22 protein-coding genes are annotated in these 24,420 nt (G+C 58.2%); 19 read left to right on the top strand and 3 right to left on the bottom strand.

The window, feature by feature from the left end; genetic code table 11:
- A partial coding sequence (locus IOB61_RS16280; RefSeq protein WP_367272866.1) for an ATP-grasp domain-containing protein occupies positions 1–204 on the bottom strand: 204 nt, incomplete at its 3' end.
- Positions 205–424: 220 nt separating this feature from the next.
- Here IOB61_RS16280 and IOB61_RS16275 point away from each other — a divergent pair.
- From IOB61_RS16275 to astB, 13 genes are all read left to right on the top strand, one after another.
- On the top strand, positions 425–1,924 hold the full coding sequence (locus IOB61_RS16275; RefSeq protein WP_290818961.1) for a glycosyltransferase: 1,500 nt from the start codon (positions 425–427) through the stop codon (positions 1,922–1,924).
- A 5-nt stretch (positions 1,925–1,929) separates the two neighbouring features.
- Positions 1,930–2,121 carry a hypothetical protein gene (locus IOB61_RS16270; RefSeq protein ID WP_290818959.1) on the top strand — a complete coding sequence of 64 codons (192 nt, stop codon included), beginning with the start codon at positions 1,930–1,932 and terminating at the stop codon, positions 2,119–2,121.
- 89 nt (positions 2,122–2,210) lie between these two features.
- A complete protein-coding gene (locus IOB61_RS16265; protein WP_290818963.1) occupies positions 2,211–3,422 on the top strand; it encodes an acyl-CoA dehydrogenase family protein in 1,212 nt (403 codons plus the stop codon).
- A gap of 11 nt (positions 3,423–3,433) precedes the next feature.
- Positions 3,434–4,546: an acyl-CoA dehydrogenase family protein gene (locus tag IOB61_RS16260; protein ID WP_290818957.1), complete on the top strand. Its 1,113-nt coding sequence runs from the start codon at positions 3,434–3,436 to the stop codon at positions 4,544–4,546.
- Between the two features lie 97 nt (positions 4,547–4,643).
- Positions 4,644–5,768 (top strand): FIST signal transduction protein, encoded by a 1,125-nt coding sequence (locus IOB61_RS16255; RefSeq protein WP_290818955.1) that lies wholly within the window; start codon positions 4,644–4,646, stop codon positions 5,766–5,768.
- On the top strand, positions 5,768–7,471 hold the full coding sequence (locus IOB61_RS16250; RefSeq protein WP_290818953.1) for an ATP-binding protein: 1,704 nt from the start codon (positions 5,768–5,770) through the stop codon (positions 7,469–7,471). The genes IOB61_RS16255 and IOB61_RS16250 overlap by 1 nt, the downstream gene beginning before the upstream one ends.
- A gap of 99 nt (positions 7,472–7,570) precedes the next feature.
- Positions 7,571–10,330, top strand: a complete 2,760-nt coding sequence (locus IOB61_RS16245) for a M14 family metallopeptidase (protein ID WP_290818951.1) — start codon at positions 7,571–7,573, stop codon at positions 10,328–10,330.
- Positions 10,331–10,816: 486 nt separating this feature from the next.
- A complete protein-coding gene (locus IOB61_RS16240; RefSeq protein ID WP_290803652.1) occupies positions 10,817–11,182 on the top strand; it encodes a GntR family transcriptional regulator in 366 nt (121 codons plus the stop codon).
- Entirely contained in the window at positions 11,179–12,027 is an 849-nt protein-coding gene (locus IOB61_RS16235) for an ABC transporter ATP-binding protein (RefSeq protein ID WP_290818949.1), read from the top strand. The genes IOB61_RS16240 and IOB61_RS16235 overlap by 4 nt, the downstream gene beginning before the upstream one ends.
- A gap of 9 nt (positions 12,028–12,036) precedes the next feature.
- The gene (locus IOB61_RS16230) at positions 12,037–12,327 is read left to right on the top strand and encodes a hypothetical protein (RefSeq protein WP_290818947.1); all 291 of its coding nucleotides are present in this window, start codon (positions 12,037–12,039) and stop codon (positions 12,325–12,327) included.
- Positions 12,324–13,382, top strand: coding sequence for a hypothetical protein (locus IOB61_RS16225; RefSeq protein WP_290818945.1), 1,059 nt, complete (start codon positions 12,324–12,326; stop codon positions 13,380–13,382). Before IOB61_RS16230 ends, IOB61_RS16225 begins: the two co-directional genes overlap by 4 nt.
- A gap of 83 nt (positions 13,383–13,465) precedes the next feature.
- Entirely contained in the window at positions 13,466–14,167 is a 702-nt protein-coding gene (locus IOB61_RS16220; RefSeq protein ID WP_290818943.1) for a DUF4386 domain-containing protein, read from the top strand.
- Between the two features lie 53 nt (positions 14,168–14,220).
- Positions 14,221–15,558, top strand: coding sequence for an N-succinylarginine dihydrolase (gene astB, locus IOB61_RS16215; RefSeq protein ID WP_290818941.1), 1,338 nt, complete (start codon positions 14,221–14,223; stop codon positions 15,556–15,558).
- Positions 15,559–15,568: 10 nt separating this feature from the next.
- Here astB and IOB61_RS16210 read toward each other — a convergent pair whose 3' ends face one another.
- Complete coding sequence (locus tag IOB61_RS16210) at positions 15,569–17,182, bottom strand: AbgT family transporter (RefSeq protein WP_290818938.1); 1,614 nt, start codon at positions 17,180–17,182, stop codon at positions 15,569–15,571.
- 122 nt (positions 17,183–17,304) lie between these two features.
- On the opposite strand from IOB61_RS16210, the gene thiE reads away from it, so the two are divergent.
- The 6 genes from thiE to IOB61_RS16180 all read left to right on the top strand — a co-directional run bounded on the left by thiE (position 17,305) and on the right by IOB61_RS16180 (position 23,282).
- On the top strand, positions 17,305–17,946 hold the full coding sequence (gene thiE / locus IOB61_RS16205; protein ID WP_290818936.1) for a thiamine phosphate synthase: 642 nt from the start codon (positions 17,305–17,307) through the stop codon (positions 17,944–17,946).
- Positions 17,937–18,860 (top strand): tetratricopeptide repeat protein, encoded by a 924-nt coding sequence (locus IOB61_RS16200; RefSeq protein WP_290818934.1) that lies wholly within the window; start codon positions 17,937–17,939, stop codon positions 18,858–18,860. Before thiE ends, IOB61_RS16200 begins: the two co-directional genes overlap by 10 nt.
- Before the next feature lie 65 nt (positions 18,861–18,925).
- Positions 18,926–21,358: a DUF4175 family protein gene (locus tag IOB61_RS16195; RefSeq protein WP_290818932.1), complete on the top strand. Its 2,433-nt coding sequence runs from the start codon at positions 18,926–18,928 to the stop codon at positions 21,356–21,358.
- A gap of 53 nt (positions 21,359–21,411) precedes the next feature.
- A complete protein-coding gene (locus IOB61_RS16190) occupies positions 21,412–22,002 on the top strand; it encodes a TetR/AcrR family transcriptional regulator (RefSeq protein ID WP_290818930.1) in 591 nt (196 codons plus the stop codon).
- Positions 22,003–22,011: 9 nt separating this feature from the next.
- Complete coding sequence (locus IOB61_RS16185; RefSeq protein WP_085341234.1) at positions 22,012–22,479, top strand: hypothetical protein; 468 nt, start codon at positions 22,012–22,014, stop codon at positions 22,477–22,479.
- A gap of 53 nt (positions 22,480–22,532) precedes the next feature.
- Positions 22,533–23,282, top strand: coding sequence for a hypothetical protein (locus tag IOB61_RS16180; protein ID WP_290818928.1), 750 nt, complete (start codon positions 22,533–22,535; stop codon positions 23,280–23,282).
- A gap of 58 nt (positions 23,283–23,340) precedes the next feature.
- Here the strand turns inward: IOB61_RS16180 and IOB61_RS16175 are convergent, their stop codons facing one another.
- Positions 23,341–24,360, bottom strand: a complete 1,020-nt coding sequence (locus tag IOB61_RS16175; RefSeq protein WP_290818926.1) for a class I fructose-bisphosphate aldolase — start codon at positions 24,358–24,360, stop codon at positions 23,341–23,343.
- Positions 24,361–24,420 lie beyond the last annotated feature (60 nt).

Below are 24,420 nucleotides of genomic sequence, written 5' to 3'. Positions count from 1 at the left end.
GCCTTTAGCTTCGGGTGGGAGTTCTTTGAACTTGCCCTTGCCGCGACCACCAGCGTGGATTTGCGACTTTACCACCCACATAGAGCCACCCAATTTCACGGCGGCAGCCTTGGCTTCTTCTACCGAGAAAGCGGCAATGCCTGGAGGAACGGGAAGACCATAGCTTGCGAGGACTTCTTTGGCCTGATGTTCATGAACGTTCATGGATGAAATGTCCCCTGTGCAGCACAAAATTTCGTTAGCCGCTTCTAGCCAGCCCTGCCGACGCACGCAACCGCTTGATCCACCCGCTTGCAGGTTGAACGCAATGGCGCGAGCGAATCAACTAAAAATAGCTAGACAATCTGAGGTCTGTTTGGACTCATGGGGAAGGGGCGATTGCTGAAATGGGAGGTGTGTCTTTCGCCAAAGGAAGGCGAGAGACATGGCAGAAAGCCCAGACAAGACAGGCCACATAGGTCAGGCCCCATTTTCGTCAGGCGGTGATCCCCACCCAGATGACGTTGCACGCGCTATGGCACAAGCGCTGTGTCGGCTCGCCCAGATCGACCCTCAACTATCGGCTGCCAAGCCTGCGGGGCGGCTACTTGCCACCCTCATTCTTGTGACCTGTAGCGGAACGCTGATTGCAACTTTGATGCACCTAGACCGCCAACTCGTCGAATGGGCGCTGATGTCTATGGCGCTAGGCTTGAGCCTGTTTCGACTATGGGCGACCTTGCTGCCGGAAAGATCGCCACCGCCCGATCTCGCCTGCAACTTGGCCGTTGAAAAGCCCATGTGGACCATCTTGATTGCCCTCTATCATGAGGCAGGCTCTGTGCCGTCACTTCTGCAGGCGATTGGCAAGCTGGACTGGCCGAAGGAAAAGCTCGACTTGGTCTTTGCCTGCGAGGCTGATGATACAGAGACCCTAGCAGCTCTCGCCCTCTGGCGAACGCGGACTCAATTCACAGTGGTTCGTGTTCCAAAGGGCGGCCCGCGTACTAAGCCAAAAGCCTTACAGACGGCGCTGCCCTTTTGTCGCGGGCGCTATTTGACCGTGTATGACGCCGAAGACCTGCCCGCGCCCGGTCAAATCTATGAGGCGTGGCAGGCCTTTCAGACTGGTCCGGCCAATTTGGCCGTGGTGCAAGCCCCGCTGGTGATCTGGAATGAGAAGGAAAGCTGGATCAGCCGTCAATTTGCCTTGGACTATGCCATATGGTTCCGCCTGATCTTGCCTGCCCTCGTCCATCTGTCGCATTTTCTGCCGCTCGGCGGCACCTCAAACCATTTTGATATCGCGTTTTTGCGCGCTGTTGGCGGGTGGGATCCGTATAATGTCACCGAAGATGCTGATTTGGGGATTAGGCTTGCCCGCCATGGCCTGAAGAGCAGCTTAATTCAAAGTGCAACTTATGAAGAAGGGGCCCCGACCTTTGGCGGCTGGGTGCGCCAAAGGGGCCGCTGGATACAAGGCCATATGCAAACCATTAGTGTGCATCTGCGTATGCCCAGGAGATTAGCCAAACAACTGGGTGGTGCTGGCATGCTAACCTTCTTTTTGGGGTTGGGCTCTGGGCCGCTCAATGCAGCCGTGATGCTGCTCTCAAGCCTCGCTGCCCTTGGACAAGCTGTCGATGGCAAGTGGGGCCATATAGCCCTATGGACGTGTTTCATGGGGCTCAGCCAAGCCTATGTCGGCCTCATAGCGGTTCTTCGAGACGGGCGGCGCGATCTTTGGACCGCCTGTTTTGCCTTCCCTCTCTACCAAGCCTGTCAGGTCCCCGCGCTGTGTCGGGCGATTTGGCGCATCTATCTTTCGCCTTCAATCTGGGACAAAACCAAGCATGGCGCAGAGGCAAGGCTACGCAAGGCCATTTCTGCCAAACATCAACCTGCAATCAGCGAGCCGCAGCATTGGATTGGGCAGCAACCTTAATTCTTATGGTGACCAGCCTATGCGGATTTGCCTTTGCTTCGTGGCGCGCCTCAAGACCCGCACAATTTGGCAAAGTTCGCCTGATCCCTTGGACGACCGTGTCGCTGATCTGCGGGGTCGCAGCCCTCTTTATGCTGGTCCATGCGGTGAATTTGCTGGGATTTAAAACCGGCACGATGTCTGGCCCGATGCGCTAGAAGCTGCACGCGCAATGAGCCCAGTTTGGGGGCTAGTCAGCGCCTGCCAAGGGTTCTAATTAAACGCTAACGCCCATCAGAGGCGGCCCATCAAGGTGAGCGGAGGCATCATGACCGACATTGAGACTTTTCGACACGAAACGCGGGCTTGGCTGGAAGCCAATTGCCCCGCCTCTATGCGCACCCCCATGCCTGAGAGCGAAACGGTTTGGGGTGGTCGCAACGCCACCTTTAAAAACCCTGACTCAAAAGCTTGGTTGGAAGCTATGGCCTCAAAGGGTTGGACAGCACCGACTTGGCCGAAAGCCTATGGCGGCGGTGGCCTAACCGGGGAAGAAAACCGCGTGCTGCAGGATGAATTGCGCCGCATCCATGCCCGCCCTGCCCTTTTGTCCTTTGGCATCTGGATGTTCGGCCCGGTCATCTTGGAATTCGGCACCGAAGAGCAAAAACAAACCTATTTGCCAGACATGGTGCATGGCCGCACCTGGTGGTGCCAAGGCTATTCAGAGCCAGGGGCTGGTTCCGACCTCGCAGGGCTGCAAACGCGCGCCGTCCTTGATGGCGATCATTATGTCGTTGATGGGCAGAAGGTTTGGACCTCTTATGCCAATCATGCCGACTGGATGTTGTGCTTGGTGCGGACTGAACCCAATGCGCCAAAGCACGAGGGTATCTCTGTCCTTTTGTTCGACATGAAGACCCCCGGCGTAGAAGCCCGGCCAATCAAATTGATCTCAGGCGCGTCGACCTTCTGCGAGACCTTCCTGACAAATGTGCGCGTGCCTGCCAGCCAGATGCTGGGCCCTAAGAATAAGGGCTGGGATGTTGCCAAACGCATCCTGCAATTTGAGCGCACCAATATTTCGGCGTCGGGCTTTGGCAGCGGTGCTGGCCTTGATCTGGTCGATGCTGCCAAGGAATCGATTGGCTTGGAAAATGGCAAGCTGGCCAATAGTGATCTGCGGTCGCGCATCACCAAGCAGCGCATGTATGAGCGTGCCTTCCATCTGACCATGCGTCGGGGTCAAGAAGAGGCAAAGGCCGGGGCCGAAGTCTCACATTATGCGTCAGTCCTGAAGATTGCAGCCGCCAAGCTCAACCAAGACAAGACAGAGCTTTTGGTAGAAGCCTTGGGCATGGAAGGTCTGGGCTGGGAGGGCGAAGGCTATCGCCCAGAAGCGCTAAAGGTCACACGTGACTGGCTGCGCGCCAAGGCCAATTCGATTGAAGGCGGCACCTCGGAAGTCAATCTAAACATCGTGGCCAAGCGCGTGCTTGGCTTGCGCGATCATCAATAGGAGGGACCCCCATGGCATTTTCACTCAATGAAGACCAAACCCTTCTGAAAGACGCGGCCGACGGGTTTTTCGCCGATAATGCGCCCGTGGCCAGCTTCCGCAAGTTGCGCGACGCCAAAGAAACCCTTGATCCTGCCCTGTGGGGCGAGATTGGGGCGATGGGCTTTGCAGGAGCCTCGATCGAGGAACAACATGGCGGCTCGGCCATGGGGCTGCGCGCCATGGGCCTCGTCTTAGAAGCCCAAGCCCGCACCTTGGGCGTCTCGCCCTTGTTTCAAACCGGCTTGATGGGTGCAACCATTTTGAAGCTGCAGGGCAATGCCGCCCAAAAAGACGCTTATTTGCCCAAGATCGCTGACGGCAGCCACAGCTTTGCCTTGGCGCTGGATGAAGGGGCCCATCATGCCCCGCACAAGATCGACACCCAAGCAACCAAAACCGCCAAGGGGTGGAGCCTTTCGGGCAAGAAGCGCTTTGTGCCCGATGGGGCGCACGCCCAAACTCTGATCGTGATCGCCAAAACCGACACGGGCCTTGGGGCCTTTTTGGTGGCTGGCGGGGCAGAAGGCGTCACACGCCACGCTTTATCCGGGGTTGATTCCCGCGATTTGGCAGATGTGACCTTTGAAGCCGTCGCGCTGGATGATGCGGCCTATCTGGGCGGCAAGCCCTTGGACGAGGCGACACTCGACCTCATTCTCGATCATGGCCGAATTGGGCTGTGTTGCGAAATGATGGGCCTCATTGGGGCGAGCTTTGACATGACGCATGATTATCTCAAAACCCGCACGCAATTTGGTCAGCTGATTGGCTCATTCCAAGCCCTACAACACCGGGCAGCGGCCATGCTGGTCGAGATCGAATTGACCAAATCCTGTGTGGTTGCAGCCATCGACGCCATTGAGCGCGGCAAAGGGGTTGGCGAAGCCGTCAGTCTGGCAAAGGCCCGGGCAGGTGACACTTTGCAACTTGTGACCAATGAAACGATCCAAATGCATGGCGGGATCGGCATGACCGACGCCCATGACAGTGGCTTCTATTTGAAACGGGCACGGGTTTTAGAAACCGTCTACGGATCAAGTGGGTTCCACCGCGATCGCTGGGCAAAGCTCCACGCCTATTAGGTTTAAGCGCGGTCTGTTTGCAATAACGGGCCGCGCGCAACGAAATGTCAATCACTTTAGCGTTAAATGGCCCTCGAAAGAATAAGGGGGGGACCAGATGCGCCACCATGTTTTGCATTTTCAACAAGGCGGCTGGCACGTCCCAGCGGGCTTCGATCCAGACTCTTTTGAAGTCGTCTTCGCCTTCCTCGATCCAGAAGTTGCTCGTACCACCACTGCCTTTGCGGAACTAAAGGCTCTTTTGCCTCATGCCCAAGTGATTGGCTGCACCACCGGTGGCGAAATTGCCAATGGCCAAGCCTATGTGGGCGGCGGGTTTGCTGCGCTTTTGGGCTTTGACAATGTGAGTATTCAGGTGGTTGAGGCCGATATTGCCGCCGCCAGCGAGAGCTTTGGCATTGGCGAGGCCCTTGCCAGCCGCTTCCATGGCGAAGACCTTGCCGGTGTTTTCATCGTTTCCGACGGGGCGCGGGTGAATGGGTCGGCCTTGGTGGAAGGCTTCCGCAACATCTTGGGCCCTCATGCCTCGATCAATGGCGGTCTGGCAGGCGATGGAGACCGGTTCGGCGAGACCTTGGTCGGCTGTTCGGGCCCGATGAGCCCCGGAAAAGTTGTCGCTGTGGCCTTCTTTGGCACGGGCTTGCGCCTGCGCACTGGCTCCTTCGGTGGCTGGGAAGTCTTTGGCCCGATGCGCAAGATCACCAAGTCGGACGGCAACACCCTCTACCAACTCGACAATAAATCAGCCCTTGAGCTTTATAAGCGCTATCTTGGCGATGAAGCCGAGAAACTGCCGGGCTCGGCCCTCTTCTATCCGCTTCAGGTCAGCAATCCGGCCAATCCGGCCGACACCGTCGTCCGCACGATCCTTGGCATTGACGAAGAAACCGGGGCCATGACCTTTGCTGGCGATATGCCCGAAGGCTGGACCGCGCAATTGATGGTGGGCGAGACCAATGGTCTGATCGAAGGGGCAGGCAAGGCAGGCCTTGCTGCAGCCGGTGGCGAAAATGCGGGCTTTGCGATGCTGGTCTCGTGCATTGGACGGCGCTTGCTTTTGGGACAGCGGGCGACCGAAGAAGTGCGCGCGGTGGTCGACGCCCTCGGCGGCATCGCCCATGCGGGCTTCTACTCCTACGGCGAAATTTCCCCCAATGGTTTCCAAGGCACATGTAATCTGCACAACCAGACCATGACTGTCACGGTGTTTGAGGCGGCCTAATGCACAGCCTGCTGGCGCGCCAGATCGAACAATGCACCGATCAACATGGGGTCTTGGATCAAGAGCGTCTCTACGCTCTGATCTCATCAGCCTATGATGATGATGCACGCGCGCGCCATCGCCTTGAACGCTCTATCACCCTCATGTCAGAGGAAATGGCGGAGCTGAACGCGCAGATTGCGCTGGAAGCCCGCCAGACCTTGACGCGCTATATTCTTGAATCGCGTGATGCCTTGATCACGCTGGACGCAGATAATCAGATCTTGCTGATGAACCATGCCGCGGCCCACGCCTTTGGCGTCGAAGATGCGCGCGCGGTGGCAGGCACCCCGATTGCACGCTTTATCGATCCAGCCCACCTCAATGAAGGCCGGGTCTGCACCTTCAATGGTCGCCATTGCGCAGGCCATGAAGTGCCGATTTCGGCGACCTTCAGCTTGGGGACGGTTGATGGCACAGCCTTCCGCATCATCGCCCTGCGCGATGAGACCGAACGGCGCGCACGCGAGGAAGCGCTCGAAATTGCCAAGCAAACCGCTGAGCATGCCAATGAAGCCAAATCGAGCTTCCTGGCGATGATGAGCCATGAGTTGCGCACGCCCTTGAACGCCTTGTTAGGCTCAGCCGAACTGATGGCGCGGACCAAGCTGGATGATACCCAAGCCAATTATGTGCGCATGTTCAATGAAGCCGGTCGCTTGATGATGGCGATGGTCAATGACGTGTTGGATTACGCCAAGATTGAAGCAGGCCAGCTTGAAATCGAAAAACATCCGACCAGCCTCAAGCAATTGGCACGCGAACTCGATACTTTGTGGGGGCCACACGCGGCATCCAAGGGTCTTTACCTCAAGATCGACACCTCGCGGCTGGACTGGGACATGGTGATTGGCGACCCCACCCGCTTGCGCCAGATCGTGTTTAATTTGGTCTCCAATGCGGTGAAATTTACCGTCTCAGGCGGCGTCACAATCCGGTTGACCAGCGTTACTGAGGGGCGGGAATGCCGCGTGGGTATTGAGGTTGAGGATACCGGTGTCGGCATCCCCTTGGACCGTCAAGACTCCATCTTCAAAGCCTTTATCCAGGCAGATAGTACCATCACGCGCCGCTTTGGCGGCACGGGCCTGGGCCTTGCCATTGCCAAGTCTTTGGCCCAGCAGATGCAAGGCGATCTGACCCTTGCCTCTACACCGGGCAAAGGCTCAATCTTCTTATTCGAAGCGCGGTTTGAAGCGACGCTCGAACAGGAAGATGCGATTTTAGAAACGGCTGGGGAAAGCGAGATCAGTCGGCCCCTCCAAGTCTTGGCCGTCGATGATAATGCGCTCAACCGGCAAATTCTCGCAGCCATGCTCGATCTCTGGCCAGTCCACACCGTGTGGGCAACTAATGGCGTCGAGGCGCTGGAAGCGATGGCGTTACAGGCCTTTGATGTCGTCCTGATGGATGTGCAAATGCCAATCATGGACGGCATGACCGCAACACGGCGGGTCCGTGAAGGCCATGGCCTCAATCGCCATACCCCCATCGTCGCCTTGACCGCGAATGCGCGCAAGGAAGATCGCGACCAGTGTATGGCCGCTGGCATGACCGATTTCGTGACCAAACCCATCAGTGCTGAAGCCCTTGCCAATGCCCTGATGCGCGCAACGCAAATGAGCGAAGGGTCTGATCATCACGACGAAGCGATTGTTGCCTAATTCAGAGCCGACAAGAAACACCCCAAAAGCTTGAACGCCCTGTGCGGGCGCTCTAGACCTAGAGCCGCCGATCGGCTTTTCGCAAATTGGGGGCGTAACATGTTCAAATCTCGATTGATGCTGGCCTTAATCGCCACAACAGCCCTGATGCCTGCGGCGGGCTACGCCCAAAGCCAAGCTATCCCGCATGAGGAACTCGGTGCCGTCGGGACGGTCCCGCCCGTGCCAGCCGATTTTTACTGGCCCGGTGCCAATTACGACCCGGCCGTCCCCTCTCCCAAAAGCGTCTTGGGCTATCAGATTGGTGAAGCCATCACGCCCCACGCCCAGATCATCCGCTATTTTGAGGCGCTGGCCGCCTACGCCCCCGATCAGATGAAGATTTTCGACTATGGTCGGTCGTGGCAGGGCAAGCGCTTAATCTATGCGGCCATTGGTAGCCCCGATAAAATTGCCAATCTCGACGCTATCCAAGCTGATGCGCAAAAGCTTGCCGATCCGCGCAAGCTGGCTGCCGGGGAGGCCGAAGCCATTATCGCGCGCCACCCGGCTGTCGTCTGGCTCGCCTATTCGGTCCATGGCGACGAGATTGGACCGGCTGATTCTGCCCTCCAGCTTGCCTATCACTTGCTGGCCGCGCGCGGCGACCCGCGCATGGCTGAGATCAAGCGCAACACGCTTATCATCATTGTGCCGATCCAAAATCCCGATGGCCGTGATCGCTTTATCGGCACCAATTTGGGTGGCACCGGCATGATCCCCAATGGTGACCCTCTATCGGCTGAGCGCGACCAGCCTTGGCCCGGTGGGCGCGTCAATCACATGCAATTTGACCTTAACCGCGACTGGTTTGCTCTAACCCAGCCCGAGACGCGGGGGCACACAGCGGCGATCTTGAACTATTTCCCCGTCGTTATGGTCGATAGCCATGAGATGGGCAGCGACCGCAGCTTCTTCTTCCCGCCTGAAGCCCAGCCCATCAATCCTCATGTGACGGGTGAGCAACTCGCCCTGAAAAATCTCTTGGGTCAGAATAATGGCCGCTGGTTCGACAAATTCGGCCTGCCCTATTTCACGCGTGAGAGCTATGACCTCTTCTATCCGGGCTATGGTGACGGGTGGCCGACGGCCCAAGGCACCATCTCCATGACCTTTGAGCAGGGCTCCTCTCGTGGCATGGTGGCGAAACGATCGGACGGCAGCCAATTTACCTTCCGCGACACCGTCAAAAGCCAATTCATCGCCGTCTTATCGACCATCGAGGTGGCTGCGCGCGAGCGCGGGCGCTTTGTGCGTTCCTTCTACGAGTTCCGCCGCTCAGCGATTGCCGAAGGTAAGAGTGAGGCTGTGAAATCCTATATTCTGCCAAGCCAGACCGACCAGTCCAGCACCGACAAATTGGCCGCTTTGCTCTCCCGGCAAGGCATTGAGGTTAATCGGAGCACGACCAATTTCACCGCCTGTGGCCGTACCTTTGCCGCTGGCTCCTATGTCATTTCAGCCGCACAACCCACCAAGCGTTTAATCCGCAACTTGTTGGAGCCGGATACGGCGATGGAGGCAAGCTTTGTCGCCGAACAACAGCGCCGTCGGCGCGCGGGCCTTGGGGATCAGATTTATGATGTGACGGGCTGGTCTTTGCCCTTCCTTTATAATGTGGAGGCGGTCGCTTGCACCACCGATCCGAGCGTAGCAAGCCAAAAGGCAAGCAACGCCATGATCCAGCCCGGCCAAGTCATCAATCCTGAGGCACAAGTCGCCTTTGTGGCGGCCTCAGGCTCAACCGCCACCTCCCGCTTTATGGCCAAAGCGCTGCAGCGCGGCCTGACCATTCGCAAGATGGAAGAGGCCTTCACCTTGGAAGGCAGAACCTATCCGGCAGGCAGTTTGGTGGTCACCCGCAGCGAGAATGGGGCCGACCTCACCAGCCAGCTTTCAAGCCTTGCTGCCGAGACGGGTGCCATTCTGACAGGCTTTAATTCGTCCTGGGTCACCGATGGACCTAGCCTTGGCTCTGACAAAGCGGTCAAATTGCGCAACCCGCGTATCCTGTTGGCGTGGGACAGCCCGGCAGACCGCAATTCGGCCGGGGCGACGCGTTATGTTCTAGAACGCAAATTTGGCGTGCCTGTCACCCCGGCGCGGATTCGACGTTTGGCGAGCCAGCCCTTGAGCGCCTATGATGTCATTATCCTGCCCGATGGCGAGGGCAGCTATGGGGCGGCTTTGGGTGAAGCTGGTGCCCGCAATCTGCGTAACTTCGTGCAAAATGGCGGGGTCCTGATCTCGCTTGGCACCGCGACGGGCTGGTTGGCAGACCCCGATGTCGATCTCATCGGCTTGCGCCGCGAGCAGGCAACTGTGACCGAGGCAGAGGTACGCGCCCGCCTACCCGAACCCAAGATCAAGCCGGGGGCCTCTGGCGTTGACGGCATTAATTTTCCTGACGAAACGACCTATAAGCAGGCCATTGTGGAAACCAGCCGCGATCCCACCGAACTGGATGGTGCCATCCTGCGCGGCGAAACCGCCAAGGATCATTGGCTAACCGCCGGCCTTGCGCCGCGCCTGCATATGATGGTGGCGGGCTCTGACATTTACCGTCCGCTGACTGCCGATGTCGGCGACAATGTGGTGCGCTTTGCTGGGCCAGACCAGATCAAGGCGAGCGGGATTGTGTGGGATGATATTGGCCGTCAATTGGCGTTCAAACCGGCGCTGGCCGTCCAGTCGCGGGGGCGCGGCTATGTCGTCGCTTTCACCATCGACCCGACCTATCGCGGCATGGCCGATGGCCTCGATTCGCTGGTCATGAATGCCATCTATTTTAGCGCCGCCCGAGCCCGTCCGGTGCGGTGACGCTTTAGAAGGGGTTGCAAGTCCTCGATGGTGCAGCCGATCCGGGATCTTATGCCGCAAATCCCCTGAGGTCCCCGCGCTCCACAACGTTCCCGCTGGGATGACAGGGTAAGTGTAAAACCCCTTCAGTCCGCTTCGCGGCCAGCTTCCCCATGAAATGGGGAAGCGGCAAGCGGCAGCAGTGGGGACACGCCGCTTCCCCGCTCGCGGGGAAGCTCCGCCGAAGGCGGTGAAGGGGTATTTCCGCAAACTTAAAGGCGCTTTGGTGAAAATGGATCCAGATGGAAAAGCCCCTCTCCCGGTAGGAGAGGGAAGCCCAAATCCCCTGAGGTCCCCGCGCTCCACGACATTCCGGCTGGGATGACATTGTGAGCGTGGAACGCACTGCACCCCCTTTCAAAAAAGTCGCTTGACAGGGATGGTGTATTACTATACCAACACACCAGAACGCTAGAACAGCAAGTTCCGGCTTAATGGGAGTTGTCTATGACGCAAGCTTGGCGCGACGATCAACCCATCTGGCGGCAGATCAAGGACCGGGTCCTGTCTGCCATTCTGGATGGCGGTATAAAGGAAGGAGAGCCTTTGCCGTCCGTTCGGCAGGTGGCTTTAGACCTTCAAGTTAATCCACTGACGGTGTCAAAGGCCTATCAAGAATTGGCCGATGACGGTCTGGTTGAACGTCGCCGGGGGCTCGGCATGTTTGTGATCGATGGCGCGCGCAAAGGCTTAAGCGCCAGCGAACGCAATACTTTCCTAAAAGAAGAATGGCCGGTCGTGGTCACACGGATCAAGCGCTTGGGCTTAAGCGTGCAGGAATTGCTGAAAGATGTTGAGGGGAATGGGCAATGACGGAAGTATTGATTTCAGCCAAGGGCTTAGCGAAGAATTACGGCAAGAAGCAAGCGCTGAAGCCTACCAACCTCGAGATCCCAGCCGGCCGCATCGTCGGCGTAATTGGGGCCAATGGTGCCGGTAAGTCCACCTTGCTCAACTGCCTGCTCGGTCTGTCTGACTATCAAGGTGATCTGCACGTCATGGGGATGAACCCTTTGATGCAGCGGGCCGCTTTGATGGAGCAAGTCTGCTTCATCGCCGATGTCGCCACCCTACCCCGCTGGGCCAAAGTAGCGGACCTGCTGGATTGGGTCGCGGGCCTGCACCCAAAGTTTGACCAAGCCAAAGCTGTGGCCCGCCTCAAAACCACAACGGTTCAATTGGACTCCAAGGTCAAGTCGCTCTCCAAGGGCATGATTGTGCAAGTCCATTTGGCGATTGCCCTGGCGATTGATGCGCGCATTTTGGTGTTAGACGAGCCCACGCTGGGCCTCGATATCGTCAACCGTCGCGGCTTCTATGATGCCATTTTGTCGGACTTCTTTGACGAGACCCGCACGGTGATCATCACGACCCACCAAGTCGATGAAGTCGAGCCCATCTTAAGCCATGCGATTTTCATCCGGGATGGCGCAGTTACGCTCGATGCCTCGATGGACGTCATTGCAGAGCGCTTTTTGGCCGTCGATGTTCTGGACACCCAAAAGGCCGAAGCCGAAGCCCTGCGCCCCCTTTATGGTCGCTCGCTCCTTGGGCGCACCACTTATGTTTTCGACGGGGTTCCCGCCGACCGCTTGAAGGCTTTTGGCGAACCGCGTCGGGTCGGCCTCGCCGATTTGTTTGTCGCTTTGGCACAATAGGGGGAGATGATGATTACGGGTTTACTCTTTACCTTAGCCCAACGTCAGGCACCGGCCGAAGGCCGACCCTTTCCGGGCAAAGCTGCAAACGCTTCCGGCACAGGTGCCAACCGCAGCTTAACCCCCTCCAGTGGCGACATTGTCGTCAAACTGGCACGCACATCCGGCTTCGTTTTGGCGCTGGTTGGCCTCATCCTCTTAGGGGTTGGTGGCGTCGAATGGTCGTTTGACCCCGCCTCTGGCCTGAATATTCAAACCGCTGTTATCAGCTTTACCCTTCCTGCGGGAGTGTTCTCATGAACAAGTTTTTGACCCTCATTCGGCGGGATATGGCCGATAATCGTGGTGCCTTGGTCATCACCCCCATCGTGATCGCGGCGATCCTGCTTGTGGTAACAACTTTTGCGACCCTGACCGGCAATGCCCGCTTTGGCTTTGACCCTGAGGATTTTGCCACCCAACAACAGCATCAAGGTGTTAAAGGTGGGGTGATCGTTGATACGGGCGAAGGCACAGCGACCGTCAAACGCAGCCCAGATGGAACAATCACCATCACCAGCCCCGATGGCGAAACCAAAACCTTGGACCAAACAATTGACCCGAAGGCAAAAGCGGGCCTTGAAGCCATTCTCCCCGTCGGCACGGCAGTCGCAGCGGCCTTGCCCTTGGCCATTGCCCTGATCTCGATCCTGTTTGTGCTCGCAGGGGCGCTTCATGACGAGCGCAAGGATCGCACCATCTTGTTCTGGAAATCGATGCCCGTCAGCGATCTTCAGACAACCAGTGCCAAGCTTGTTTCCATCGTGGGTATTGGGTTGTTCTTCGCCTTTGCGGTGACAATTGCCTTGCACATTGCCATCACGGGTCTTGCGGTTGCGACCATCGGCAATGTTGGGATCACGGGCATCAGCGCGGCGACGATCTTCCTCAATGCCACGAAATTGTGGACGGTTCTGGCGGTCGGACTCTTGATCTATATTGGCTGGGCTTTGCCAGTTTATGGCTGGGTGACGATGGTCAGCGCTTGGGCCCCAAAAATGCCCTTCGTGGCAGCCTTTGCCCCCCTGTTCGTGGTTCCCCTGGTCTATATGGCCATTGCCTATCGCGGTGATGATGATGACAAAGTCCTCGACGCGCTGTGGGAACCTGTTGGCCGTCTGATCGGAGAGCCAATGACCAATGGTATGGGCCGTATGGTTGAGCCTAGCAGCGACCATATCCCCACCATCCCAGTCGCTGACGTGCTGGCGCATTTGTCGAAAAGTTTGGCAGAGCCCAGCTTCTGGATCGGCTTGGTGGTAGCAGGTGCCTTCACCTATGCCGCCAGCGAGATCCGCCGCCGCCGCGCCTTGTAGGGCCAGAGAGACTATCGCACACACAGGGCCATCGACCGCGCGTCGGTGGCCCTTTTTTATTCCTCTGACATCGGGCCACACCTATGACCACTCGGCTGCAGTTTTGGACGCTCGCACGGCTAACTGGCCTCCTCCTCCTGATCGTGACCCTCACCCATATGGCCGGGTTTCAAATCGCCAGTCGCTTTGTGATAGCCGGTGACTTTGCCGCCACGGGCGCGAAGATCGCCCAAAACGAAAGCCTCTATCGTCTCGCCCTGCTAAGCTATGGGGCATCAAGCCTCTTGAGCGTCGGGCTTGCCGTCACCTTCGCCCTGTGGATCGCACCATTTAGCCGTCTGGCTGCGGGGCTCGTTCTAGGCTGGCGGTTGTTTGAAGCCGTTTGCGCGACTGTGGCCTGGGCCATCCGCTTTGCCTTGGTCGACAATCAGACAACGCCCAATCTTTTGGGACAGGCGGGCGCAGAGGCCTTGCACCGGGTGCTGCGCGATATTTCCAATGCAGCCTTTGACCTGGGGGCGATGGGACTGGCTTTGGCGACTTTGATTGGCTTTTTCATCTTGTTTCAAGCCCGCCTCTTGCCGCGCCTTTTATCCGCCATTGCCATTGTGGGTGCCATCCTCATTCTGGGAAGTTCGATCGTGACCCTTGGATGGCCAGACACCCACATCCCAAGCTCAATGGCTTTCGCGGTCACCTTGTTGAGCAATTTGGGGATTGGCCTTTGGCTATTGGTTCGGGGAGACCGGCCGCAGCACGCCAAATTGCTGGCACAACAGGCTTGACACCAAAGCCTATGTCTATAGCCCGTGGTTGAAACACCTCACGGGGGTCGGTCTTGGCGTTTGAAGCAAATTTCGATGGTTTGGTTGGTTTAACCCATAATTATGGCGGGCTCAGCACCGGCAATTTGGCCTCAGCCGCCAATGCAACCGCTATTTCGCGACCAAAGGAAGGGGCGCTTCAAGGCCTTGCCAAAGCCAAGAGGCTTGCCGATGCGGGCCTTGTTCAAGGCCTGTTGCCACCCCATGAACGCCCGCATTTGCCCACGCTGAAAGCCATTGGATTTTCCGGTTCTGACGCTGAGATTCTTGCACAAGCTTGGAAGGCAGATCCGGCGCTTGTGCGCAATGTTTCCTCCTCGGCGCAAATGTGGGCCGCCAATGCGGCGACCGTCTCGCCAGCCGCCGATTGCAGCGATGGCCGCCTGCATTTCAGCCCGGCCAATCTTCTGACCATGCCCCATCGCGCCTTGGAAGCCAGTCAAACTGAGCGCAGCTTACGGGCCATCTTTGCCAATACGACCCAGTTTGCCGTGCACAAAGCCCTGCCCTATCAGCCCTTGTTTGCCGATGAGGGGGCTGCCAACCACATGCGCCTATGTGCCAGCCATGGCGAGGCGGGGGTTGAGATTTTCGTTTGGGGCCGAAATGGCTTTGGCCAGCAAGAAACGCGCTTTCCGGCCCGCCAAACCTTGCAGACGGGCGAAGCCATTGCCCGCCGTCATGGCCTAGCCCCTGCGCGCGTCCTGCACCTGCAACAAAGCCGGAAAGCCATTGAAGCGGGGGCTTTCCATAATGACGTGGTGGCGGTGGCGAGCTTGCAGGTTCTGTTCTGTCACGAACATGCCTTTGAAGATCGGCTGGGCGCTTATGAGGCGATCAAGCGGGCCTGCGATGGCCTGATGGAGGTGGCGATTGTCGAGGTGCCAGAAGCCGAGGTGCCTTTAGCAGACGCGATCAAATCCTATTTGTTCAACACCCAATTGCTGTCGATGCCGGGCGAAGATCGTTTGGTGCTGATCGCGCCGGAAGAATGCCGCGAGAATGCGGCCACCCATGCCTATCTCGAAAAGCTGGTGGCCAGCAATGGACCCATCGGTCGGGTGCAATTTGTTGACGTGCGCCAGTCCATGCGCAATGGCGGTGGCCCAGCTTGCCTAAGGCTGCGGGTGGTGCTGGATGAGGCCAAGCTGGGGGCATTAGGCGCTCGGGCGGTTCTTGATGGGTCGCTCTATGACGATCTGGTCGCGTGGGTGAACCGCCATTATCGCGAGACCTTGGGGCCAGACGATTTGGCCGACCCCGCCCTTCTTCTTGAAGGGCGGACCGCTTTGGACGAGCTAACCCAAATTATGCACTTGGGTTCAGACTTTTATCCATTCCAGCGCGGCTAATCAGGGGCCTCTATTTGGCCCCTGGCAGCGTGTACTGAACGGTGGCACCCGGCCCCAAAGGCCAGTCGAAATAGACCCAAGCTGCGGTCATCGCCATGCCGGCAACCATGAAGGCCAAGGCAAAGGGCAACATCATGGACAACAGCGTACCGACGCCAACATTCTTGTCCCACCGCCGACAGAAGGCGAGGACGAGCGGGAAGTAAGCCATCAAGGGCGTGGCAATATTGGTATAGCTGTCGCCCATGCGATAGGCGGCCGTCGTCATCTCGGGCGAAATCCCCAACAGCATGAACATGGGCACGACAACGGGGGCCATCGCACTCCATTTCGCCGAAGCTGAGCCGATGAACAGGTCGAGGAAGGACGAGAAAGCTTGGACGCAGACCAGCAGGAAGGGTGCGGGCAGGCTTAATTCCTTCAAGGCTGCTGCCCCATTGATCGCCGCAATCGGGCCAAGGTTCGACCAGCTGAACATGGCAATGAAATGGGCGGCAAAGAAGGCAAACACCATATAGGGGGCCAGCGAGCGTATGCCCTCATTCATCATGCTTACCACATCCGACGAGGAGCGGATGGACTTCACCGAAACACCAAAGGCGATGCCACCCAGAAGGAAGATCAAGGTGAAGGCAGCGATCAGACCCTGATAAAAAGGTTGCAGCTGGGCGGTGCCCTTCTGGCTCTCATCAATCAGTGGGGTAAAGCCCGGCCACAGGGACAAAGCCGCAAACAGGCCAATGACCAAGAGAGCTGCAAGCCCCGCCCAAGCCAAGCCGCGCTTTTCTTCGGGGGTGACAACAGACTTGGCTAATTCCGCCTTCAGATCATCGTCAGGACTGCCCGCCCATGGCCCTAAACGGGGTTCCAAGACCCGGTCGGTGATGAACCAGATGATGGGGGTGAACAACACCACAATAGCCAAAATGAACCACCAATTGCCCAAGGGGTTCATGGTCCAAGTTGGGTCGATGATGCGGGCAGCTTCTTGGGTAAAGCCGAATAACAAGACGTCGAGCTGTCCGGGCGTGATATTGCCAGCAAAGCCGCCCGACACGGCAGCAAAAGCGGCGGCTATCCCCACCAGCGGGTGGCGACCCGCCGCGGCATAGACCAAGCCGCATAAGGGAATGAAAACCACATAACCCGCGTCAGACGCATGGTGGCTGGTCATGCCGATCAAGCAGACGACGGGGGTTAGGAATGCGCGGGGCAAATCGCGCAAGCTGTTGCGGATCAGGGCGCTGAACAGACCTGCCCGTTCGGCCACCGAAGCACCCAGCATGACAACCAAAACCACGCCCAGCGGCGCAAAGCCCGTTAGCGTCCGGGGCATATCGACAATCAACTTCTTCAAATTGTCTTCCGTGAACAGGCTGGTGGCTTCAAAGATGAGAATCCCATCTTTCAAGACCGCCCCTGCGGGTGGCTTTTCCCCGGCAAATTCGAGAGACGCCGACCAGCCCAGCGCCGAGCCAATCACCGACAGCACCATTAAGAAGCCAATCAGCCAGACAAAGATCATAACCGGATCGGGCAACAGGTTCCCGACCCGTTCAACCCAAGCTAAAAAACCACGCTGGGTGTTGGGGGCAGGCTTGGCGGGAGGCGTGGCTTGGGTCATAGACATCTCTGAAATCGTTGAAGGCGCGTCATGTGCCTGTTTCTCAGTGGTTGTGCATCTCACAATGTCGGCATCTGTCCGCTATCTGTTCTGCCCAATCACCCTTTAGGAGCCATAACTTCGTGTCGGACCGTCCAAAATCGCGACTCTATCTCATCACGCCGCCGAAAATTGAGAATTTAGATCATTTTGCCAAGACCCTGCAGGCGGTCATAGAGGCTGGCGATGTGGCGTGCCTGCAATTGCGCCTGAAAGAAGCCAGTGATGCTGAAATTCTGGCCGCAGCTGCGGCAATCTTTCCCCTGGCCCAGGACTTAGGCGTGGCTTGCCTTGTGAATGACCGCGCCGATCTGGCAAAGCTTGCAGGGGCAGACGGGGTGCATATTGGCCAGTCGGACGGCACTGTCGCCGCGGCGCGCAAACATGTTGGCAAGGATGGGATCGTTGGCGTCACCTGTCACGATAGCCGCCATCTGGCGATGGAAGCCGCCGAAGCTGGGGCCGATTATGTCGCTTTTGGTGCTTTTTTCGACACCGCCACAAAAGTGGCACCAACGCGCGCCAATCTGGACATACTTTCGTGGTGGCAAGAGATTATGGAAATTCCATGCGTAGCCATTGGTGGTATCACCCCCGATAACGGGGCAGAGCTTGTGAAAGCTGGCGCAGACTTCTTGGCTGTGTCGGCTGGGATATGGTCTTGGCCGCAAGGCCCGGTTGCAGCCAGTGCTGCCTTTAAGGAGATTTTTGACGCATGCGCCTAAGCCGTCTGCGCCAGACTCTTGTGGGCTTGGCCCTTGTGTTGCCCGGGCAGGCGATGGCGCAAGCCCCCGCAAGCCCGATGGCCATTGAAGCTGAAGCCGATCAACGTGCGCTGGAAGCTGCCCTATCTGCCTTGCGGGCGGGTCAGTATCGCGATGCACTCAGCCAAGCTGAAAACCTTGCCTCGCGTGGTAATCCAAAGGCTGCCGCCTTAGCAGGCTCTATTTATGAGCAAGGCTTGGTAGATGCCGCCACGCCCGAGGCTGCGGTGCGATGGTATCGCCGTGCCGTCACGGGTGGCAATAGTGATGCGATGTTGGGATTGGCGCGCTTAGGGCTGGCCCGGAAGGGCGGATCATCACCGGGTGAAGCGCTTGCCATGCTCCAGCGCGCGGCAGCCAATGGCCGCAGAGACGCGTTAGCACCTTTAGGCGATTTGTTTCTTTCCGGTGCCGCAGGCCCAAAAGATCGTACGAGAGCTGCCAGTCTTTACGCGCAAGCCGCCAGCTATGGCGATGCCGATGCGGCCTATGCTGCGGGCATCCTGTATGCCGATGGCGATCCCGACCCGATGGATGATCCCTTGAAAGCCATCGGTTTTTTGCGCCAAGCCGCCCAGGCAGGGCGTGCTGATGCTTCGGCTGATTATGGCCTGATGCTGTACCAAGGGCGCGGCGTGGCCCGCGATCTAAAGGCCGCCGCAAACTGGTTTAAAACGGCCGCCGAAGGCGGGGATATGGACGGGGCCTTTTACTGGGCTCTGGTCAATGCCAAGGGCGAAGGCACGCCGCAAAATCTCGAACTTGCGGTGCAATGGGCGCGCGTCTCAAAGGGTTCATCGCCCGATGCCGACCGCCTTTTGGCGCAATTAGAAGCCATTGCCGCCAAGCCAAAACCTGCTGCCAGCAAGCCTTGAACCCGGCTGGGTCGTGGCGTTCAAATCGATTCACAAACAAGCCGCCTCTGTGCTAGAGGGGTGACGTGTTAGCGCCAACCACCCCTCCCCTGTCGACGCGTCGTGCGATTGCGCGGACCATGCGTGCCGATGCGCTGGTCAAGGGCCTTAGAACGCTGTGGCCGCCTTTGTGCCTGCTTGCGATCATGGGCGCAGCAGGCAGCCTAACTGAGGGCCTGCCCGCAGCGCTGGTCTCAGCTGGCGCGGGCTTAACTTGGCTCCTCAGTGCCTATCTGTTCTGGCGCGGCTGGAAACTCTTCCATCCAATGGGTGAGCATGAGGCCGGGCGCGCGCTTGAAGAAGCAGCAGGCCTACAGGAACTACGTCCGCTGACGGGGGGAGAGGATCGGCGCATCAGTGGCGATGATGCCTTATGGTCCTGGCACCAAGCGCGCCTGATCAAGGCGGCAGCCGCTTTATCCACGCCCGTGAAACCGAAGCTTTTATGGCAAGATGCCGCCAAGGCTTTAGCCCTCATGGCGGCGCTTGGATTATGCTGGTTGAACCCGGTGGCGAGTGTACGCGCCTTGACGTTTGATTTATCGCCCTTGGTCGGCGACAGCGACTTGGTGGTCGAAGTTTGGGCTGAACCGCCCGCCTATACGGGCCTACCCCTCATCCGGCTCGACCGCAGCCAAAGCGAGGTGTCTTTGCCGGTCGGGTCTAAAGTGACCGCCCGTGTCGATGGCGCGCGCGGGGCACCGGTCTTGCGCGGGCCCTCGCGCAGCACGCGGCTAAGCCCGGCGCAGGGTGCAGCCTGGCAAGGCCAGATTGAGATTACCCGCTCTGGCACCTTGAAGCTGGATCGCCTCGGCACGCGTGCCCAATGGCATATTGAAGCAACGCCAGATCAGAAGCCCCAGCTCAGCTTACCCAAACCGATCCAAATTGACCCCAAAGGTCGGCTCGATATCGCGTTTCAAGCCAGTGATGATTATGGCCTTGCCGCAGCCTTTGTGCGCATCCGCCCAGTGAAAGTCCCCGAAGGACTGGCCGGTCGTTCCGTCTTTGATACGCCCATCCCCCTCGAGGGGGCTGCCGGCGAGAACGGGGCGCGACGGGTCTTTGTTGAGGTTGCAGACCATGCTTTGGCGGGCCTGACGGTGGAGGCCCAAATCGTGGTGCGCGATGGTTTGGGTCAAGAAACCGCGTCAGAGACCATGAAGCTCACCCTGCCCGAGCGGACTTGGCAATCAAGCCTTGCGGCGGCTTTACAAGAGGTCCGCCTCCTGATCTTGCGCGAGGCGCGACCCTACCAGCGCCCGCTGCCGGTCTTTGCCACCTTGTTTGAACCCTTAAACGTGGGCGGAGCGGCAAGCGATGTATTTAACCTCGGCCCCATCAAGCTTGACTTGACCGACCCGCAGCCCGGTGCCCCACCGGGCATCGCCGAAGCCACCCGTCGCCTTGAAGCGATTGCCGAAGCGATGCAGCAATTGGGCTTGAGCGATCTGGGGCAATTGAGCCTGCATTATGCGCTCGAACGGCTGAGCATCGCACGCGATGTCGCGGACGCCCATAGCGTCGCGCCCATTTTGTGGGAGATGGCGTTACAGATTGAGGCGAGCAACCAGACCCCGGCCCAACAGAAAATCGCCCAAGCGCGTGAAGCCCTCAAACAAGCGCTGGAACAAGGCGCTACGCCAGAAGAAATCCAGCAATTGACGCAAGAATTGCGCGAAGCAGTGGGTGAGCGATTGCAGGAATTGGCCGAACAAGGGGCTTCTGGTGAAGGCGGCGAACAAGGCCAATCCGGCCCACAGATTAGCGCGGGCGATTTGGAAGACCGCCTACGGGAATTAGAAGAATCCGGCAGTTCCGGTTCGCGCGAAGAGGCTTTGGCGCAATTGGACCAATTGGACGAGTTGCTTGAAAACCTCCAGCCAGGGGCCCCCGGTGGGTCTGGCCAAGCAAATGGTCAAGGCCAAGGCGGGCCTCTTGACGATGCCATGCGGCAACAGCGGGCCCTGTCGGACCAGACCGAGCAATTGGGCGAAACCCCACCCTCTGACCAATCCCGTCAGCGGGCAGAAGATCTGGCCAATCAGCAAGAGGGGTTGGCGGATGCTTTGGGCGGTAAGCGCCCGAACGATCCATCCCAAGAGCAAAGCGCGGAAGACCAAAATAGGAGCCAAGCCGCCGAAGCCATGCGTGAGGCCGCTCAAGCCTTGCGCGAAGGCGACCTCAATCGCGCGCAAGACGCCCAAGCGCGCGCGTTACAGGCGCTGAGGCAGGCCGCAGAGTCGAGCCCACAGGGTCAAGCAGGTGCGGGTGGCGAGACAGACCCGCTTGGCCGTGCGTTGCCGAAACAAGATGATGGCAAAGCTACCAAAGTCCCAGACGGTGTTGAAAAGCGGCGCGCCCGCGATGTGCGCGATGAATTGCGCCGCCGCCAAGCAGACCCGCAGCGCGACAAGACGGAGCGCGACTATATCGACCGGCTTTTGCAGGACCGCTAGCGCCGTCAGATTGTACTTGACAGTCTAACTGTCATCATGACAGTATCACTGTCATGGAAGAAGTTTTAAGCAAAACCCACCGCGAACGCCAGCGTGACGCCACTGCCGAGATTATCTTGGATGCGGTCGGCCGTTGTCTTGAAGACGTGGAACTCACAGAGCTAACCTTTACCCAAGTCGCCCGAATGGCGGGCTTGGGCGAGCGGACGATTTATCGCCACTTCCCCAATAAGGACGCCCTTTTGGAGGGATGGTGGCGCGCCCATAAGGCGCGACTGGGCCAGGAGGCCTTCCCCGATACTTTGGCTGCGCTGCTCGACTTTCCCGTGAAGGCCTTTCCTGCCTTTGACGAAGAAGCCGAAATCATGCGCGGCGCGGTCCTCTCGCCACAAGGCAGGGCTATGACCTTGGCGCGCAATGATGAACGCCAAGCCGCGATCCGCCGCGCAGTACGGGCCGAGCTTGGCCCAGACGCTTCAGAAGACTTGGTGCTGACGGTGTGTGCCAGCGTACAACTGATCCAATCTGCCACCGCTTGGCTTACCATGCGCGATTATTGGGACCTTTCGGGCGACCAGTCCGGCCAGATCGCACGCCGGGCCATCCAAGCCATCTTTACTGCCGCCCGTAACGGCACTTTGTAGGAGTATCCGATGATTTTACATGCCTCTATTTCTGCGGGCGATCCAAAACACGTCGCCTCTGTCTTAGCTGAGCTTTGGGATGGAGAAGCCTTACCGTTTGCCCCTGTTTCGGGGGCTTGGATCGCCATGGCAGGTGATGAGCGTGGCTCTGGCATTGAGGTCTATCCCCGGGGTCGGGCGCTGGTTCCCGGGGTGGACGATGCCATGTTTGACACAACAGATCTTGAGCAGCCCGCCCGCTATGGTGCCACGCATCTGGCGATCCAATGCCATAAACCTCAATCAGCCATCGAGGCCATCGCCCAGCGTGAAAACTGGCGGTCTGTGCGCTGTTCGCGCGGTGGCATGTTTGACGTGATCGAGTTCTGGATTGAAAATTCCACCATGATTGAAGTCCTCACCTCTGAGATGCAGCGTGACTATCAGGCGACATCCTCGATTGAGGCGTGGCGGGAGGCGATTGGCCACATGGCGTGAAAGAACAGGCCGCCTGTTCGGTTTGGCGGGCAGCGCGCTTTATTGGGGGGACGATGATGACAACAGTTGAAACAACTCAGAAGCCACGGCGCTTTTATCAGATGATGGCGTGGGTGTTTGTCGCCGTGGCCTTTGGCGGCTTTATCCCGACCTATTGGCTAAAGCTGATGGATGGCAGCTTTGCCGGAAAACCCATCCTGCACATTCACGGCTTCCTCTTATTTGCGTGGGTGCTTTTTTATGCCGTGCAGGTCAATTTTGTGGCCAATCGCAAAATGGCAGACCATCGAAGCTGGGGGATAGCCGGGGTCTCACTATTTACCGCGCTCGCCATTTCGATTGTTTTGGCGGCCATTAATACGATCAAACAGGGCGAGCTAACGGGCTTTGCCACCCAAGCCGCCTCCTTTTCCATCGTAACTTTCTCAGGCATTGCCATCATCACGGCCTTTATCACGCTGGCGATCATGAATGTGCATCGGCCTGAGTGGCATAGCCGTTTGATGAGCCTTTCTTTTGTGCCGCTCTTGGAAGCCCCGATGGCGCGGCCCTTTGCGGTCTTGATGACCCCGCCCGGTGCGGTTGGACCACCGCCTGTGTTTGTCACACTCCCACCCTCGCTGGTGATTGATCTCTTGCTGATTGCCTTTTTGATCTATGATCGGCGGGTTCTTGGCCGCTTTCATCCGGTCACGGTTTGGGGCGCTATCGCCATCATTGCGGTGCAGATCCTGTGCGTCCCAATCTCGACCCATCCTGCTTGGATTGCCACGGCTAAAGCGATTGCGGGCCTTGCAAGCTAACAAAAAGGGCACCAGACCGACGATCTGGTGCCCTATTCTTTCAGGCTTAAGCCTTTGACTATTTGTCTTCCAGCTCTCGCGACCATTGGCCGAGCGAGGCGAGCCCATTCATATGGGCGCGCTTGTAGAAAGCGGCTTGGGCGGCTGGGATATTTTCTTCCTTGCCCGACCACGCCTTTTGCGGGGCAGCCTGCAGCGCACGGCCATAGGAGAAGGTCAAGTTCCACGGAAGCGCATGCATGGCATTCATCGCGTTCAAATGGGCCGTCGCATCAATGTCAGACTGGCCGCCCGACAAGAAGGCAATGCCGGTGACTGTCGAGGGCACCGTATTCTTCAAGCACTGAACGGTCTTTTCGGCCACTTCATCAACGCTGGCTTGTGTTTTACACTTACGGCCGGCGATCACCATATTTGGCTTCAAGACGATGCCTTCCAATTGCACCCGCATTTCATAAAGCGCTTGGAACGTGCTCTTCAGCACATATTCGGTGACTTCAAAGCAGCGATTAATGTCATGATCGAGGTCCATCAGGACTTCGGGCTCGACGATCGGCACAATGTTTTCTTCTTGGCACATAGCCGCATAGCGCGCCAAAGCATGCGCATTGGCCTTGACCGCACCGGCACTTGGGCGACGGGCGTCAATATCAATCACGGCACGCCACTTCGCAAAGCGGGCCCCATGCACATAATAGTCGCGCAGACGATCGCGCAAATTATCCAAGCCATCGGTGACCCGCTCGCCCGGGAAGAAAGGCATTTCGCGCGGGCCCAAATCGACCTTAATGCCAGGGATCGCGCCATGCGACTTGATGATATCGACCAAGCGCGACTCATCGCGGGCGAACTGGCGAATGGTTTCGTCATAGAGGATCACGCCCGAGATATGGTCCTTCATCGCCTTTTCCGACCGGAACAACATCTCGCGATAGTCGCGACGCGTGTTGGGGGTGGATTCAACGCCAATGGCATCAAAGCGCGAACGAATGGTGGCGGTGCTTTCATCCGCTGCCAAAATGCCTTTACCGGGGGCGACCATGGCTTTGGCGGTCGCGACGAGTTGATCGAGATTCATAGCTGTCCTCTTGGATATACAGTTGGATTAGGATGGATGTTTAAGAGCTTCGACGCCCGG

This window comes from Aquidulcibacter sp. (assembly GCF_020253525.1).
In the GTDB taxonomy this organism is placed as follows: domain Bacteria; phylum Pseudomonadota; class Alphaproteobacteria; order Caulobacterales; family Aquidulcibacteraceae; genus Aquidulcibacter.
Note: the sequence above shows the minus strand (reverse complement) of the source record. Positions and strands in the feature narration are given on the sequence as shown.